This window comes from Variovorax sp. OV084 (assembly GCF_900111625.1).
Taxonomy (GTDB): Bacteria; Pseudomonadota; Gammaproteobacteria; order Burkholderiales; family Burkholderiaceae_C; genus Variovorax.
Genome location: NZ_FOII01000001.1, coordinates 1229870 through 1245557 on the forward strand (window position 1 = coordinate 1229870; position 15688 = coordinate 1245557).

The 15688-nt window shown below is 66.8% G+C and carries 14 protein-coding genes; 8 read left to right on the forward strand and 6 right to left on the reverse strand.

Annotated elements, in window-relative coordinates; all coding sequences use genetic code 11:
* Nucleotides 1-511: 511 nt before the first annotated feature.
* Complete coding sequence (locus BMW87_RS05985) at nt 512-2023, reverse strand: DUF4214 domain-containing protein (protein WP_093074951.1); 1512 nt, start codon at nt 2021-2023, stop codon at nt 512-514.
* A 325-nt stretch (nt 2024-2348) separates the two neighbouring features.
* Between BMW87_RS05985 and BMW87_RS05990 the strand changes: the two genes are divergently transcribed.
* Nucleotides 2349-3782 (forward strand): aldehyde dehydrogenase family protein, encoded by a 1434-nt coding sequence (locus tag BMW87_RS05990; protein WP_093074954.1) that lies wholly within the window; start codon nt 2349-2351, stop codon nt 3780-3782.
* 14 nt (nt 3783-3796) lie between these two features.
* On the opposite strand, the gene BMW87_RS05995 is transcribed toward BMW87_RS05990, so the two are convergent.
* On the reverse strand, nt 3797-4717 hold the full coding sequence (locus tag BMW87_RS05995) for a ZIP family metal transporter (protein ID WP_177192726.1): 921 nt from the start codon (nt 4715-4717) through the stop codon (nt 3797-3799).
* 11 nt (nt 4718-4728) lie between these two features.
* Nucleotides 4729-5364, reverse strand: a complete 636-nt coding sequence (locus BMW87_RS06000) for a superoxide dismutase (RefSeq protein WP_093074957.1) — start codon at nt 5362-5364, stop codon at nt 4729-4731.
* A 194-nt stretch (nt 5365-5558) separates the two neighbouring features.
* Between BMW87_RS06000 and BMW87_RS35700 the strand changes: the two genes are divergently transcribed.
* The 5 genes from BMW87_RS35700 (at nt 5559) to glp (ending at nt 10762) form a co-directional block, all read left to right on the forward strand.
* Entirely contained in the window at nt 5559-6251 is a 693-nt protein-coding gene (locus tag BMW87_RS35700; protein WP_305727922.1) for a hypothetical protein, read from the forward strand.
* Between the two features lie 62 nt (nt 6252-6313).
* The gene (locus tag BMW87_RS06010) at nt 6314-7591 is read left to right on the forward strand and encodes a serine hydrolase domain-containing protein (protein ID WP_093074961.1); all 1278 of its coding nucleotides are present in this window, start codon (nt 6314-6316) and stop codon (nt 7589-7591) included.
* Nucleotides 7592-7650: 59 nt separating this feature from the next.
* Nucleotides 7651-8802, forward strand: a complete 1152-nt coding sequence (gene moaA / locus BMW87_RS06015; protein ID WP_093074964.1) for a GTP 3',8-cyclase MoaA — start codon at nt 7651-7653, stop codon at nt 8800-8802.
* Between the two features lie 14 nt (nt 8803-8816).
* Nucleotides 8817-9452 (forward strand): molybdenum cofactor guanylyltransferase MobA, encoded by a 636-nt coding sequence (gene mobA / locus BMW87_RS06020; RefSeq protein WP_256216671.1) that lies wholly within the window; start codon nt 8817-8819, stop codon nt 9450-9452.
* Nucleotides 9449-10762 carry a molybdopterin molybdotransferase MoeA gene (gene glp, locus BMW87_RS06025; protein WP_093074970.1) on the forward strand — a complete coding sequence of 438 codons (1314 nt, stop codon included), beginning with the start codon at nt 9449-9451 and terminating at the stop codon, nt 10760-10762. Before mobA ends, glp begins: the two co-directional genes overlap by 4 nt.
* 38 nt (nt 10763-10800) lie before the next feature.
* Here the strand turns inward: glp and rnhA are convergent, their stop codons facing one another.
* Both rnhA and BMW87_RS06035 read right to left on the reverse strand, forming a co-directional pair.
* On the reverse strand, nt 10801-11250 hold the full coding sequence (gene rnhA / locus BMW87_RS06030; RefSeq protein ID WP_093054353.1) for a ribonuclease HI: 450 nt from the start codon (nt 11248-11250) through the stop codon (nt 10801-10803).
* A gap of 52 nt (nt 11251-11302) precedes the next feature.
* On the reverse strand, nt 11303-12073 hold the full coding sequence (locus tag BMW87_RS06035) for a class I SAM-dependent methyltransferase (RefSeq protein WP_256216672.1): 771 nt from the start codon (nt 12071-12073) through the stop codon (nt 11303-11305).
* Between BMW87_RS06035 and gloB the strand changes: the two genes are divergently transcribed.
* Nucleotides 12072-12860 carry a hydroxyacylglutathione hydrolase gene (gene gloB, locus BMW87_RS06040; RefSeq protein WP_093074973.1) on the forward strand — a complete coding sequence of 263 codons (789 nt, stop codon included), beginning with the start codon at nt 12072-12074 and terminating at the stop codon, nt 12858-12860. The two genes, BMW87_RS06035 and gloB, sit on opposite strands and share 2 nt — an antisense overlap.
* Nucleotides 12857-14476, forward strand: coding sequence for a transglycosylase SLT domain-containing protein (locus BMW87_RS06045; protein WP_093074976.1), 1620 nt, complete (start codon nt 12857-12859; stop codon nt 14474-14476). Before gloB ends, BMW87_RS06045 begins: the two co-directional genes overlap by 4 nt.
* Before the next feature lie 13 nt (nt 14477-14489).
* Here BMW87_RS06045 and BMW87_RS06050 read toward each other — a convergent pair whose 3' ends face one another.
* The gene (locus tag BMW87_RS06050; RefSeq protein WP_093074979.1) at nt 14490-15671 is read right to left on the reverse strand and encodes a low temperature requirement protein A; all 1182 of its coding nucleotides are present in this window, start codon (nt 15669-15671) and stop codon (nt 14490-14492) included.
* Nucleotides 15672-15688: the final 17 nt, after the last annotated feature.

Below are 15688 nucleotides of genomic sequence, written 5' to 3' on the forward strand. Positions count from 1 at the left end.
TGCATTTCTGCGACTGAAGACCCAGGACGTACATCGCGGCGCGCCACAACTGTGACCAAGCCTCCGTCGGGAGCAACCACCAGACAAGGAATTGCCAGTGCACCTGCCCTGCTCCGCAATAGCCGAAGCCTCCACTTGTGCGGCTGGCGCAGGCCGACTTTTTGCCTTCTCGAGCGAAGTCCCAGGTGGTGCGCCGCACGCTGGAGGTCTTCAAACCCGACGAGGGAATCAGGTCGCCACCCCATGGCCTGTCCCAATGCCTGAACGCTCATCTCCAAGGAGAAGAATGCGATCACAGGCTGCAAGGCAGACAAGCCGTGACGCGCCGGAAATGACGCCTGCTCAGCGTGAGCCGTCAAATTCGGATCGACCGGCTTCCCCGAGGCCTCCCGTTGGCTCGTTCGCTCCTTTTCATTTGGCTCTTGATGCAAGACCGTCCAAGCTCTTTTCTCAATCAAGGTGAAGTGCGGTTCTTGCGACAAAGATCTCGCAAGAACCAGTCACTACAACGTCAAGCTGTCAGCTGAATGGTGGTCTGGGAAAGCTGCGCCAGCGTGGTGTGATGGAACGTGATGCTCTGGCTGCCATCCGAGAAAATCACGTTCTGGCCGTTCTGAGTCATGTGGCTCAAGACGTCCGCAGCGCTGCCGTAGCTATATCCAGTGAATCGCAGGATGTCGACATTCTCGAGTCCATAGACTTGATCGTTGCCAGGCTTGCCGAAATCGAACGCGAAGGTGTCCGCGCCGCGCCCCCCCATCAGGGTGTTGTTTCCGGTGCCGCCTTGCAACTCGTCGCTCCAACTGCCGAACCTGGTTGCCATGTAGCTGGCCTGGGCAGGTGCAGTGTTCGTGATGAACTCACCCGACCTCGAGAAGCCGACGACCACATCCGCGCGGCTCGCACCACGGTTCAGCGCATCGACCCAGCCTGCGAGGCCGCCCTGATCGGGCTCACGTCCCAACACATTCCGATAGAGAAGCGTTGCGAACTGGGTGTTGTCCAGCGATCCATAGATCTTCTGGAACTCCGAAGACTTCATGAACCCGTCCGCCACTGTCTGGATATTGGTTGCCTCTGTGTCCAGCAGGTTCACCCACCCGACAAAACCGCCGCTGTCCGGCTCACGGTTCAAGATCGCCTTGTAAAGGCGATAGACCTCGCCCTGATGATCAGCACTGAAACGCGATGTCATGAATGCATCGACATCGAGGGACGTGTTGTTCTTGAACTCGCCAGACTCCGAGAACCCGAGCAGAACCTCCGAACGCGACGCCCCCGCGTTGAGCGAACGGAGCCAGGAAGCGAGGCCACCGGCATCTGGTGCGCGCCCCAGAACGTTCTGGTACATGCGCGTGACGAACTGCGTGTTGTCCAGGCCTGCATAAGCTGTCTGAAATTCCGACGACTGCGCAAAAGCCGCCGCGACCGTCTTGAGGGTTGCGCCGCTCCTGATGGAGCCGGCCCATCCCTGCAGGCCGCCGACATCGGGCTCACGGGCAAAGGCTGCTTGATAAAGGCGGTAGACGCTACCGTGGATGTAGTTGCCGAAACCCGAGATGCCATCGCCACCGTCGATCGTGTCGTTGCCGTCACCGCCCAGCAACAGGTCGTTGCCCCAGCCGCCGGTAATCTTGTCGTCGCCGCCCAAGCCGGACAGCAACACCGAACTCGTGGCGCCGGCCGCCGTGAGGGTATCGTTGAAATTCGAACCTGCAACGGCATAGATCCGCGACAGGATGTCCTGATCTCCCCAACCATCAGTCGCAAGGCCCGTACGCAAATTCACGGTGACCCCCGCAGGATCGAGGCCGTAATTGGCAACGACGATCCCGGTGTTGTTACCGGTGATCATGTCCCTGCCAGGCCCACCCCAGATGATGTCGTCGCCTTCATCGCTGAAAAGAAGGTCGTCACCTGCCCCACCATCGATCAGATCGTTTCCGGCACCGCCATGAATGACGTCCCCCCCTTCCGTACCGACCAAGGTGTCGTTTCCGGTCGTGCCATTGAGTATCGCCACAGTGTTTCCTTTCGGTGCGCCGGTCCTAGCTACATCGCCCTCTGCTATTGATGCGACTGGCCGGCAATTTGGTTGTCATCGAAGATTAGATAGGCCAAAGGTTTGGCCGGTGGGTATCGTATCCGGTTGTATCACTTCGTTTGCGGCAGGCCCGACACCTGAACACGTACTTTTTCCACGAGTTTCTGGTTTTTTCGCTGCCCCTCGGCAAAAAATAGTACTTTTTAATTCACATCAATAGATTCTTAGCGTAGGCGACTGCGTATTAAGTCGGTAGTTGTCTCTCAGCCGTGGGTTGCGCGTGCTTCGCGCAAAATCCAGCCCCATGCAGCTCAACTACATCGCCAACGCGGACGTCCCGTCCTCCTCCGGCCGCACCCTGCCGGTCATCGATCCTTCCGACGGCCAGGCCTTCGACGAAATCCAGCGCAGCAATGCCGCCGACATCGACTCCGCCGTGCGCGCCGCGCGCGACTGCTTCGAGGGTGTGTGGCACAAGGTCAGCGCCGCCGACCGCAGCCGCCTGCTCTACAAGCTCTCGCAAAAGATCGCCGAGCACGTCGACGAACTGGCGCTGATCGAGCAGCGCGACTGCGGCAAGCCCGTCAAGCAGGCGCGTGCCGACGCGGTGGCGCTGGTGCGCTATTTCGAGTTCTACGCCGGCGCCTGCGACAAGCTGCACGGCGAGACCATCCCCTACCAGGACGGCTACAGCGTCTTCACCTGGCGCGAGCCGCACGGCGTTACCGGCCACATCATTCCGTGGAACTACCCGATGCAGATCTTCGGGCGCAGCGTGGGCGGCGCCCTGGCGGCGGGCAACGTGTGCGTGGTGAAGCCGGCCGAAGATGCCTGCCTCTCGCTGATCCGCGTGGCGCAGCTGGCAGCCGAGGTCGGCTTTCCGGCCGGCGCGCTCAACATCGTGACGGGCTACGGCCATGAAGTGGGCGACGCGCTCGCGCGGCACGAAGGCATCGACCACATCAGCTTCACCGGCAGCCCGAAGATCGGCACGCTGATCCAGCAGGTGGCAGCCGAGCGGCATTGCCCTGTCACGCTGGAGCTGGGCGGCAAGAGCCCGCAGATCATCTTTGCGGACGCCGACCTCGACGCGGCCATTCCCGTGGTCATCAACGCGATCGTGCAGAACGCCGGCCAGACCTGCTCGGCCGGCTCGCGGGTGCTGATCCAGCGCGGCATCTACGAGCCGCTGCTCGAGCGCCTGGGCCATGCCTTCGAAGCCCTGCGCGTCGGCCCCGCGGCCATGGACCTCGACGTGGGCCCGCTGATCCGCCAGACGCAGCAGCAGCGTGTGTGGGACTTCCTGAGCGACGCGCAGCATGCCGGCATCCCGATGGTGGCGCAGGGCATCGTGGTCGAGGAAGCGCCCGAGACCGGCTTCTACCAGGCGCCCACTCTGCTGCGCGACGTGCCGGTCGGGCATCGACTGGCGCAGGAAGAAGTGTTCGGCCCGGTGCTGGCCGCGATGTCCTTCACCGACGAAGACGAAGCGGTCGCGCTCGCCAATGCCACGCAGTTCGGCCTGGTGGCGGGCGTGTGGACCGCCGACGGTTCGCGCCAGTTCCGCATGGCCAAGCGCGTGCGCAGCGGCCAGGTGTTCATCAACAACTACGGCGCGGGTGGCGGTGTCGAGCTGCCTTTCGGCGGCGTGAAGTCTTCAGGCTACGGGCGCGAGAAGGGCTTCGAGGCCCTGTACGGTTTCACCACGCTGAAAACCGTCGCCGTCAAGCACGGCTGACCGCGCGGGGCTGGTCAACCCAGCGCGGTGTCCAGCAGCATCATCAGCACGAAGCCGATCATCAGCCCGCTCGTGGCAAAGGCTTCGTGCCCCTTGCGGTGCGACTCGGGAATGATCTCGTGGCTGATCACGAACAGCATCGCGCCTGCCGCAAAGCCAAGTCCCCAGGGCAGCAGCATCGCCGAATGGCCGACCACGGCCGCGCCCAGCACCGCACCCAGCGGCTCCACCAGCCCCGAGGCCATGCCGATCAGCACCGCGAACATGCGGCTGTAGCCGGCGGCCAGCAGCGCCACCGCGACCACCAGGCCCTCGGGCACGTCCTGGATTGCGATGCCGGTGGCCAGCGCGTCGGCGCGCAGCCCGTTGTTGGCCGCATAGCCCACGCCGATGGCCAGGCCTTCGGGCACGTTGTGCAGCGCGATCGCAAACACGAAGAGCCAGGTGCGGCGCAGCTGCCTGGCGGCCTGGCCTTCGCGGCCCTTGATGAAGTGTTCGTGCGGCAGCACGCGGTCCATCAGCATCAGCACGATGCCACCGAGCAGGATGGCGGAACCGATCACCCCTCCCGCCGCCCAGTTGCCGCCGCCGAACACACCCACGTTCTTTGCGGCCTCCAGGCCCGGGATGATCAGCGAGAAGGCGCTGGCCGCCAGCATCACGCCGGCGCCGAAGCCGAACAGAGTGTCCTGCAGCCGCTCCGGGAGCTTCTGCGAGAACAGCACCGGCAGCGTGCCGAGCGCGGTCGCCAGCGCGGCCACCGAGCCGCCTAGCAAGGCATTCCATACCAGCGGATCGCCGCGCACGAACTGCCAGAACTGCAACACGCCCACCAGCACCCCGGCCGCGACGATGGCGAAGCCGACCCACTCGCGCATCGGGCGGGCCTGCCTGGGTTGCCGTCCTGCCATCGCGCGCTGCTGCGGCTCGTTCATGGGCCTGCTCCTCAGCCGCCGGTCGCGGCGGCGTGACGCCGGCCCACCTCGGCCCAGTTCACGACGTTGTAGAAGGCCGCGATGTATTCGGGGCGGCGGTTCTGGTACTTGAGGTAGTAGGCGTGCTCCCATACGTCGAGCCCGAGGATCGGCGTGTTGCCAGAGCCGATACCGCGCATCAGCGGGCTGTCCTGGTTGCCGCTGCTCTCCACGGCGAGCTTGCCGCCGGGGCCTGCCGACAGCCACGCCCAGCCGCTGCCGAAGCGCGTGAGGGCGGTCTTGGTGAAGGCCTCCTTGAAGGCGTCGAAACCGCCCAGGTCGGTGTCGATGGCTTTCGCGAGCGCCCCAGTAGGCGTGCCGCCACCGCCCTGCCCGACTGGCGCCATCACGGTCCAGAACAGGCTGTGGTTGGCGTGCCCGCCGCCGTTGTTGCGCACCGGCGCGCGCAGCGCCTCGGGCAGCTGCTCGACGTTGGCGATCAGTTCTTCGACCGGCGTTCCCTCGTGCGGCGTGTCTTTCAGGGCCGCATTGAGGTTGTTCACATAGGTCTGGTGGTGCTTGCCGTGGTGGATTTCCATCGTCTGCGCGTCGATGTGCGGTTCGAGCGCATCGAAGGCATAGGGCAAGGCTGGCAGGGTGTACGGCACGTTCGAAAAGCTCCTTGGTTGGAAGAGCCCTTTGCGTTGTCGACGTGTTGCGTACTCAGACGCCTAAATGATAGGAATTCTCATTGTCCACGTCAAGACATCTGCGGCAGAGATGGCGCAAACCGGCCATTTCAGGAAGCTTTCGGCAACGATAGATACACTGCGCTGCGGCACGTTTCCCCGGGAGATTTCCAATGATGAAGCTCAAGAGCATCCTTCCCTTCGCCCTGCTCGCCTGCGCCGGCCTCGCCGCCGCGCAGACCGCCACGCCGCCGGCCGGCGACTACATCTACGAACGGGGCAGCGGCTCGCTGCGCGTCAAGCCCGACGGGCACTTCGACATCACCACCATCGGCGCCAACGCACACACCTGCGCACTCGACGGCACCATCGTGCGCGGCAAGGCCAAGCTCGACGACTCGGCGTGCGTGGTGAACTTCGCGGTCAACGCCGACAAGGTGCAGGTCACGACCAACGGCGCGGATCAATGCCGCGACAACTGCGGCGCGCGCGCCGGCTTCGAGGGCACCTACACCCGCCCCATCCCCGCCTGCACCGACAAGGCCGTGGCCAACTCGCGCAAGACCTTCAAGCGCCAGTACGACGCGAAGGACTACGCTGCCGCGCAGACCACCCTCGCTCCCGTACTGTCGGACTGCGACAAGACCCTCGACTGGATCACCAAGGCCTGGCTGCGCAACGACCTCGCGCTCACCCAGTTCAAGCTCAACGACCGCGCCGCCTGCCTCAAGACCCTGCAGCCGCTGGCCGAGGACGCCGACCGCACCGACGACGGCATCAAGGACAACTACCCGCCGGCCGACGCCGAGATCTTCCTGCCCGTGGTCCGCGCCACCCGCACGAACCTGAAGCTCTGCCGCGGATAGCCCGCAGCCGCCCACGAGAGGCGGCACAGGTTTTCCATTCACAACAAGACGGAGACAACACCATGAGATTCCTGAAGCGCAGCCTGCGCGCGGCCGTGCTCGGCCTGGCCCTTCCCCTGCTGGCGGCGGCGCAATCGCTGCCGACAGCCAGGCCCGAACAGGTCGGCCTCTCGACCGGGCGCCTGCAGATGCTCACCGACGTGCTCAAGGCCGACGTGGCCGCCGGCAAGATCCCGGGCGCGGTGCTGCTGGTGGCGCGCCAGGGCAAGGTCGCGTGGTTCGAGCCGGTCGGCAAGCTCGACCCTGTGGCCGGCACTCCAATGCCGCGCGACGGCATCTTCCGCATCTATTCGATGAGCAAGCCCATCACCACGGTGGCCGCGATGATGCTGGTGGAAGACGGCCGGCTGAAGCTCGACGACCCGATCTCGACGTACCTGCCCGAGTTCGCCACCATGACGGTGGGCGTCGAGAAGCCCGGCGCCGACGGCAAGCCGGTGCTCGACACCGTGCCCGCGCGCCGCCCGATCACCGTGCAGGACCTGATGCGCCACACATCGGGCCTGACCTACGGCTTCTTCGGCCCGGGCCTCGTGAAGCAAGCCTACAACGCCGCCGACCTGGGCGCCGGCGACCCGACGCTGGCCGAGTTCTCCCAGCGCCTCGCCAAGCTGCCGCTGGCCTACCAGCCCGGCACGACCTGGGAGTACAGCCAGTCGACCGACATCCTCGGCCGCGTGATCGAGGTGGTGTCGGGCCAGTCGCTCTACCAGTTCGAGAAAACCCGGCTGCTCGACCCGCTGGGCATGAAGGACACCAGCTACTACGTGCCAGAACCGGCGCGCCAGCCGCGCATTGCCGAGCCGCTGGCCAGCGACCGCAGCTTCGGCGTGGGCGCCGAGTTCAACGACCCGCGCGTCGTGCGCAAGTACGAATCGGGCGGCGGCGGACTGGTGTCGACAGCGAACGACTACGCGCGCTTCCTGCAGATGCTGCTCAACGGCGGCTCGCTCGACGGCAAGCGCTACCTCGGCCCGCGCACCATCGCGCTGATGACCGCCGACCACTCCAACGCGGGCGCCGGCATCGTGCCCGGCCCGCTCTACCTGCCGGGCCCGGGCTACGGCTTCGGCCTGGGCTTTGCCGTGCGCCGCAACGACGGCGAGGCGCCCTACCCGTCGGCCGACGGTGAATACAACTGGGGCGGCGCGGGCGGCACCTACATGTGGGTCGACCCGAAGAACGAGATGTTCGTCTTGCTCATGCTGCAGTCGCCAAAGTACAGAACACATTACAGAACATTGACCCGGGACATGATTTATGCGGCGGTGATCAAGTAGCCTCCGATTCACAGGCCCTTGGGGCCTGGCGCAAAATCGGAACCCCCTTCCACGAAGCCATGAAGAACAGCAGCAGCACCGTCATCCCGATCTCCACGATCAGCCGCGCACGCCCCGCCGTGGCCGTACCGGAGATTGCCGTGCCCGCCACGGGGTTGCTGCTCGACCGCCTGGGCCGGCCCATGACCGACCTGCGCATCAGCGTGACCGACCGCTGCAACTTCCGCTGCAGCTACTGCATGCCGAAGGATGTGTTCGACAAGGACTACAAGTACCTGCCGCACAGCGCGCTGCTGAGCTTCGAGGAAATGACGCGGCTGGCCCGCCTGTTCGCCGCCCACGGCGTGCGCAAGATCCGCCTGACCGGCGGCGAGCCGCTGCTACGCAAGAACATCGAAGGGCTCATCGAACAACTCGCCGAGATCCGCACACCCGCTGGCGAACCGCTGGCGCTGACGCTCACCACCAACGGCTCGCTGCTCGCGCGCAAGGCCGGCGCACTCAAGGCTGCCGGCCTGCAGCGCGTGACGGTGAGCCTCGACAGCCTCGACGACGCCGTCTTCCGCCGCATGAACGACGTCGACTTTCCGGTGGCCGACGTGCTCGCCGGCATCGACGCGGCAATCGCCGCTGGCCTCGGCCCCATCAAGGTCAACATGGTGGTCAAGCGCGGCGCCAACGATCAAGAAATCTTGCCGATGGCCCGCTACTTCCGTACGCACCACGGCGGCAAGGTGGTGCTGCGCTTCATCGAGTACATGGACGTGGGCGCCACCAACGGCTGGCGCATGGACGAGGTGCTGCCCTCGGCCGACGTCATCGCGCGCATCCATGCCGAATTTCCGCTGGTGCCGCTCGAAGCCGCCACGCCCGGCGAAACCGCCCAGCGCTGGGCCTATGCCGACGGCACCGGCGAAATCGGCGTGATCAGCAGCGTCACCCAGGCCTTCTGCCACGACTGCAGCCGCGCGCGCCTGTCGACCGAAGGCAAGCTCTACCTCTGCCTCTTCGCCAGCGCCGGCCACGACCTGCGCCCACTGCTGCGCGGCACCGCCAGCGACGACGACATCTCCTCGGCCATCGGCCACATCTGGCAGGGCCGCGCCGACCGCTACTCGGAGCTGCGCGCCCTGCACGGTCCGGACGACGACAGCGGCGATGCCGGCGACAAGGCCCCGCGCCGCGTCGAGATGAGCTACATCGGCGGATGACGCAGGCGGCCGCCATGCCCGCGCACGCCACCATCGCAACCGCCGACATCACGGGGCTGCTGCTGGCCGGCGGACGCGGCTCGCGCATGGGCGGTGTCGACAAGGGGCTGCAGCCTTTCAACGGCGAACCGCTGGCGCTGCATGCAATACGGCGGCTGGGGCCGCAGGTCGGCCGGCTGATGGTCAATGCCAATCGCAACCTCGCCGACTACGAAGCCTTCGGCGTACCAGTGTGGCCCGACAGCCTCGCGGACTATGCGGGGCCGCTCGCGGGCTTTCTGACCGGGCTGGAGCACTGCACCACGCCCTGGCTGCTGACCGTGCCTTGCGACACCCCCCTGTTCCCGACCGACCTGGCCGCCCGGCTCGCCGAAGCGGTCGTTGCCGGCAATGCGGAGATCGCCATCGCCACCGCGCCCGAAGCCGCCGAGGGCGACGTGGTGCTGCGCCCTCAACCCGTCTTCTGCCTGCTGCGCGCCGACCTGCGCGGCAGCCTGCAGCGCTACACCGAAGCCGGCGGCCGCAAGGTCCACGCATGGACCGCGCAGCACCGCACGGTGCACGTGCCCTTCGACCGCCCCGGCGACGCGCCCGACGCCTTTTTCAACGCCAACACCCTGGCCGAACTGCACGCACTCGAAAACCGATGAGCCGCATCGCAGACATCGCTTCCACCCTCACGGGCTATGACGACGCCGCCGACCTGAGCGTCGAGGCCGTCCACGCCTTCCTTTCGCAACTGACGGCCACGGCCGTCGTCACGCAGCGCGAAAGCGTTTCATTGCTCGACGCCCTTGGCCGCGTGCTGGCCGAAGACATCGTCTCGCCCGTCAGCGTGCCGCCGCACGACAACTCCGCCATGGACGGCTACGCCTTCGACGGCTCGGTGCTGCCCAAGGACGCCCCCATCGACGCCTCCATCACGCTGCGCGTGGCGGGCACGGCACTGGCCGGCGCGGCCTGGCGCGGCGCGCTGGGCGCGGGCGATGCGGTGCGCATCATGACCGGCGCGATGATGCCGGCGGGCCTCGACACCGTCATTCCGCAGGAGTTCTGCAAGGTCGACGGCGACCGCGTGTGCTTCCCGGCCAAGGTGCTGCGCCGCGGCGACAACCGCCGCTTCGCGGGCGAAGACCTGATGAAGGGCCAGCCCGCGCTGCACAAGGGCGAACGCCTCTCGCCCGCCGCGCTCGGCATGGTCGCGAGCCTCGGCCTGCCGGGCGTGCCCGCGCTGCGGCGGCTGCGGGTGGCCTGTTTTTCGACCGGCGACGAGATCCTGAGCCTCGGCGACGCGCCGCGCGAAGGCGCCGTGTACGACAGCAACCGCTACACCGTGATCGGCCTGCTCACGCGGTTGGGCTGCGAGGTGATCGACCTCGGCCTGGTGCGCGACGACCCGGCCACGCTCGCCGCCACGCTGCAGCGCGCCGCGCGCGAGGCCGATGCCATCGTCACCAGCGGCGGCGTCAGCGCGGGCGCGGCTGACCACACACGCGACGTGATGCAGCAGTTGGGCGACATGGCGTTCTGGCGCGTGGCCATGCGCCCGGGCCGTCCACTCGCTGTGGGGTTGATTCCGCGCGAGGCGTCACCGCAGTCAGCCGTGCTGTTCGGCCTGCCGGGCAATCCGGTGGCGGTGATGGTCACCTTCCTGGCCTTCGTGCGGCCGGCGCTGCTGCGCATGATGGGCTGCCATGAAGCAGCCGCCGCGCCGCCACCGCTGCTGCGCGCGCGCAGCACGAGCCCGATCCGCAAGAAGCCGGGCCGCACCGAATACCAGCGCGGCTTCGTGAAGAACGTGCGGGGCGCGTTGCCCGAAGTGTGCGTTGCGAGCCACCAGGGCTCCGGGGTGCTCAGCTCGATGGTCGAGGCCAACGGGCTCGTGGTGCTGCACCACGACCAGGGCAGCGTGGCGGCGGGCGACGAGGTGGACGTGATGATGTTCGACGGCGTGATCTAGCCGCCGGGAAAAGAAAGAGCGGCCAGCGGCCGCCCGACTCAGAGGCGCCCCAGCGCCTTGTCCACGCCCTTGTTGGCCAGCATGTCGGCGCGCTCGTTGCCCGGATCGCCCGAGTGGCCCTTGACCCAGCGCCATTCGATCTGGTGGCCGCCTTCGCTCACCAGCTTGTCGAGCCGCTGCCAGAGCTCGACGTTCTTTACCGGCTGCTTGCTCGCGGTGAGCCAGCCCTTGGCCTTCCAGCCACGGATCCATTCGGTGATGCCCTTGCGCACGTACTGGCTGTCGAGATACAGCAGCACCTTGCAGGGCCGCTTGAGCGCGGCCAGGCCTTCGATGACGGCTGTCAGTTCCATGCGGTTGTTGGTGGTGTTGAGTTCACCGCCGAACAGGTCTTTCTCGGTGGCGCCCGACTTGAGCCACGCGCCCCAGCCACCGGGGCCGGGATTGCCCTTGCACGCACCATCGGTGTAGATCACGACTTCGTTCAAACTGACTTTTCCTTCTCTTTCATTCGATCCTCTTCATTCGATTTCGATCGTTTCAATTCTTGTTCGGCTCGCTGCGATGCACCTTGCCGGCAATGGGCACGGGCGCGGTGGCGCGGGCGCCTGCGCGCCGCCAGTCGGCGCTCAGCAGGCGCATGCCGCGCACCCGCTTCACAGCGACCAAAAAATAGGCTGCGCCAAAGATCGGCCACCAGCGCTCGCCGGCGGCGTCCATCCAGCGCGAGCGCTCCAGCCAGGCCTCGCTGCGCACTGCCGGCCGGTAGATGCCGAAGCGGCCCGACTCCACCTCGAAGCTCAGCAGGCGCAGCCAGTCGCGCATGCGCCAGTAGCCGATGAACTCCCCGCCTTCGGGCAGGTAAAGATCGCCGATGCCCAGCCGGCGGTAGATGTGCGCGCGGCGCTGCCGCATGCCCCAGAGGCTGGCGGGGTTGAGCCCGCAGATCACCACGCGGCCTTCGGGCACCAGCACCCGCTCGACCTCGCGCAGGGTGGCGTGCGGGTCGGGGCTCAGTTCGAGCGCGTGCGGCATCACCACCAGGTCGAGGCTGTTGGCTGCAAAAGGCAGCGCCGCGAAGTCGGTCAGGAGCGTTGCCTTGCTGGCGCGGGCGGGGTCGTCCAGCGCCAGCCAGCGGTGCGGCATGCGGTTGGCGCGCAGCCCGTCGACCTCTGCCGCGCCCAGCTGCAGCGCGTGATAGCCGAACACATCGGCCACCGCCTGATCGAACTGGGCCTGCTCCCAAGCCAGAAGGTAGCGCCCCGGGGGGGTCGCGAACCAATCCTGCAAACCTATAATTTGACCGCTCATGACCCTTGTTCCGCTGCCCGCCTTCGCTGACAACTACATCTGGATGCTGCACGACGGGTCCCACGCCATCGTGGTGGATCCGGGCGATGCCCAACCGGTGTTCGACGCGCTGGCGCGCCACAAGCTGCAGCTGGCCGCGATTCTAGTCACGCACCACCACCCCGATCACACGGGGGGCGTGGCTGCGCTGCATACAGCCACCGGCGCCCCGGTCTGGGGGCCCGCACGCGAGCGCATTCCCGAGCCGTACACGCCGCTGGCGCAGGGCGACATCGCGGAAGTGCTCGGCCTGCGCTTCGAGGTCATCGACGTGCCGGGCCATACCGCCGGCCATATCGCCTACTTCCTCCCCGCCGCGCAAACCGCGCTCAACGACGCACCGCTGCTGTTCTGCGGCGACACGCTGTTCTCCGGTGGCTGCGGACGGCTGTTCGAGGGCACGCCTGCGCAAATGCTGGCCTCGCTCGATGCGCTCGCCGCTTTGCCCGGCGACACGCGCGTCTGCTGCGCTCACGAGTACACACTTTCTAACCTGCGTTTCGCCCAGGCGGTGGAACCGGCCAACGCCGAACTGAGTCACTACAACGCGCGCTGCGAAAGCCTGCGCGCGAAGGGGCAGTCCACGCTGCCGTCACAACTGGCGATCGAACGCCAGGTCAACCCCTTTCTTCGCAGCCGCGAAGCCACTGTCCTTAGAGCGGTGCGTGCCCACGCCGAGCTTGCTGCCGATGCAGCCGAAGCCGACGTGTTTGCCGCACTGCGCCAATGGAAAAACGACTTCCGATGAAATTTATCGCTGCCACCTGCCTTGCAGGTTCACTGGTGCTCGCGGGCTGCGCGGGCACGAACAACAACAGCTCCTCCCCCTCTTCTTCATCGTCACCCCAGGCCGGCGGCACCGGCTCCAAGGTCGCCGGCAGCGCGGCCCCCATCTACCCGCGCGACTCGCTCTCCCCCCTCCCCAGCGGCCAGGCCCATTCGCAGAGCGTGGTCACGCTCGCGCCGCCGGTCGACATGTGGGACCGCATCCGCCGCGGCTTCAAGATGCCCAACCTCGACAGCGACCTGGTGCGCGACCGCGAGCAGTGGTACGCCAGCCGGCCCGACTACATCCAGCGCATGACGGAGCGCTCGAACAAGTACATCTTCCACATCGTCGAGGAACTCGAGCGGCGCAACATGCCGACCGAACTCGCGCTGCTGCCCTACATCGAGAGCGCGTTCAACCCTCAGGCTATCTCCAGCGCGCGCGCCGCGGGCATGTGGCAGTTCATGCCGGCCACCGGTACCGATTTCGACCTGAAGCAGAACATCTTCCGTGACGACCGCCGCGACGTGGTGGCCTCCACCCGCGCCGCGCTCGACTACCTGCAGAAGCTCTACGGCATGTTCGGCGACTGGCAACTGGCCCTGGCCGCCTACAACTGGGGTGAAGGCAGCGTGAGCCGCGCCATCGCCAAGAACCAGCGCCTGGGCCTGCCCACCACCTACAGCGACCTCACCATGCCCGCCGAAACGCGCATGTACGTGCCCAAGCTGCAGGCCGTGAAGAACATCGTGGCGAACCCGCAGGCCTTCAACACCGAACTGCCGCTGATCGCCAACCACCCGTACTTCCAGACCGTCACGCTCACGCGCGACCTCGACGTGGAGCTCGCCGCCAAGCTGGCCGACGTTCGGCTCGACGACTTCCGCGCGCTCAACCCCGCAGCGCACAAACCCGTGCTGATCGCGGCCGGCACGCCGCAGATCCTGCTGCCGTGGGACAACGCGGCCGTGTTCCAGCGCAACTTCGATGCCTATTCGCAGGGCCAGTACGCCAGCTGGACCGCCTGGGTCGTGCCCAACACCATGACGGTGGCCGACGCAGCCCAGCGCTCGGGCATGAGCGAAGCCGACCTGCGCGCCATGAACAACGTGCCGCCGCGCATGCTCATCAAGGCCGGCTCGACGCTGATCGTGCCGCGCGGCGCCCGCGTGAAGGAAGACGTGGCGGCCGTGGTGGCCGACGGCGGCCACCTGAGCTTCCAGCCCGAGATCGTCACGCGCCGCACGACCGTCAAGGCCGGGCGCGCCGACAGCGTTGCCAGCATCGCGCGCCGCTACAACCTCAAGCCGGCCAACGTGGCCGAGTGGAACGACGTGAAGCCCAATCACGCGTTCAAGCGTGGCTACAGCGTGGTGGTGTATCTGCCCGTTCGCGCGACGGTTGCGACCCGCGCGGGCACCGGCATCCGGCCCGTGCAGACGTCGCATGTCACGGCCGCTCCCGCACGCCGTGGCGGTGCGTCCTCGAAGGCGGCCGCGCCGCGGGGCTCCAATGTGGCCAAGGTGCCCGCCAGCAGCAAGCAGCAGGTCGTGCGCGAGAAGCGCGGCGGCACGCCGGCAAAGAAGAAGCGCTAAGGCTGGTCGCGCTTCAGTGGGCCTTGGCGGCCCACGCCCTGCGGCGTACCACCGCCTCCAGCGCGGCCACGGCGATCATGATGACCGTGGTGAGCGTGCCCACCACCATCACCGTCATGTGCGACGCGAAGACCGCAAGCACCGCCAGCAGGCCCAGCCCATAGAGATGCGATTGCGGCAGGAAGCCGCGCACCACGCGCTTGAACAGCGCATTGCCGAACAGATAGAGCGCCGGTCCGCCGATCAGCGCACCGAGGTACTTGAGTTCGGCATGGTGCGAGCCCTCTCCGATCGTCAGCTCGTCCGCCACAGCGCAGACGATGATGCCCGCCACCAGAATGACGTGCGTGTAGTGGAACTTGGCGCCGACGCCGCCCGGGTCCGCTGCATGCTCGATGACGTGGGTCGCCTCCTTGGCGCTGGTGTCGAAATACATCCACCACATCGCCAGGCTGCCCGCGAAGCCCACGAGCAGCGCGAACAGATCGCTCCCGTGCCATTCGGGGTGGTGCCCGAAGGCGATGCCGGTGGCCAGCACCGACTCGCCCAGCGCGACGATCACGAACAGCTGGCAGCGCTCGGCGAGATGGCCGCCGTCGATGGTCCAGTCGCTGGTCAGCGAACGGCCCAGGCCCGGAAAGCGCAAGCCGATCATCGGTGCGATGTACTCGCACAGCACGCCGCCGAACCAGAGTGCGAGACGCGCCGGCCCGTCGACCAGGCCACCGGCAATCCAGAACACCCCGGCCACGCAGTTCCAGGCCAGCAGACGGCGGAAGTTGGGCGTGAGCGGATCGTTGGGGCCGATGGCGATCAGCATGCAGAGCGTGCGCCCCGCCTGGATGCCCACAAAGCACAGCGCGAACGCCAGTCCCCGCTCGGCAAAGGCCCCTGGCAGCGCCGAGGCCATCACCATCGCCAGCAGCATGATTGCGAACAGTACGCCGCGGATGCGCAGCGCGCTGGGGTTGAACCAGTTGGTGGTCCAGGCCGTGTACTGCCAGCCCAGCCAGACGGCGAACCACATGACCAGCGTCTGCAGCGCCCCCAATAGCGTGAGGTGGTCCAGCAGGTAGTGGGAAAGCTGCGTGACTGAAAACGCGTAGACCAGGTCGAAGAACAGCTCTTCGTTCGAAACCTTGGCGGCCTGGTCGCGCGAGCGCAAGGTCGTGGCCCGCTTGTGGTCGTGGCTCATTGTTCGTTTACCCCCGT

Excerpts from the sequence above, each read along its gene's own strand:
- BMW87_RS05990 (WP_093074954.1), top strand. The coding sequence starts at position 2,349 with ATGCAGCTCAACTACATCGCCAACGCGGACGTCCCGTCCTCCTCCGGC.
- BMW87_RS05995 (WP_177192726.1), bottom strand. The coding sequence starts at position 4,717 with ATGAACGAGCCGCAGCAGCGCGCGATGGCAGGACGGCAACCCAGGCAG.
- BMW87_RS35700 (WP_305727922.1), top strand. The coding sequence starts at position 5,559 with ATGATGAAGCTCAAGAGCATCCTTCCCTTCGCCCTGCTCGCCTGCGCC.
- BMW87_RS06010 (WP_093074961.1), top strand. The coding sequence starts at position 6,314 with ATGAGATTCCTGAAGCGCAGCCTGCGCGCGGCCGTGCTCGGCCTGGCC.
- moaA (WP_093074964.1), top strand. The coding sequence starts at position 7,651 with ATGAAGAACAGCAGCAGCACCGTCATCCCGATCTCCACGATCAGCCGC.
- mobA (WP_256216671.1), top strand. The coding sequence starts at position 8,817 with ATGCCCGCGCACGCCACCATCGCAACCGCCGACATCACGGGGCTGCTG.
- glp (WP_093074970.1), top strand. The coding sequence starts at position 9,449 with ATGAGCCGCATCGCAGACATCGCTTCCACCCTCACGGGCTATGACGAC.
- gloB (WP_093074973.1), top strand. The coding sequence starts at position 12,072 with ATGACCCTTGTTCCGCTGCCCGCCTTCGCTGACAACTACATCTGGATG.
- BMW87_RS06035 (WP_256216672.1), bottom strand. The coding sequence starts at position 12,073 with ATGAGCGGTCAAATTATAGGTTTGCAGGATTGGTTCGCGACCCCCCCG.
- BMW87_RS06045 (WP_093074976.1), top strand. The coding sequence starts at position 12,857 with ATGAAATTTATCGCTGCCACCTGCCTTGCAGGTTCACTGGTGCTCGCG.
- BMW87_RS06050 (WP_093074979.1), bottom strand. The coding sequence starts at position 15,671 with ATGAGCCACGACCACAAGCGGGCCACGACCTTGCGCTCGCGCGACCAG.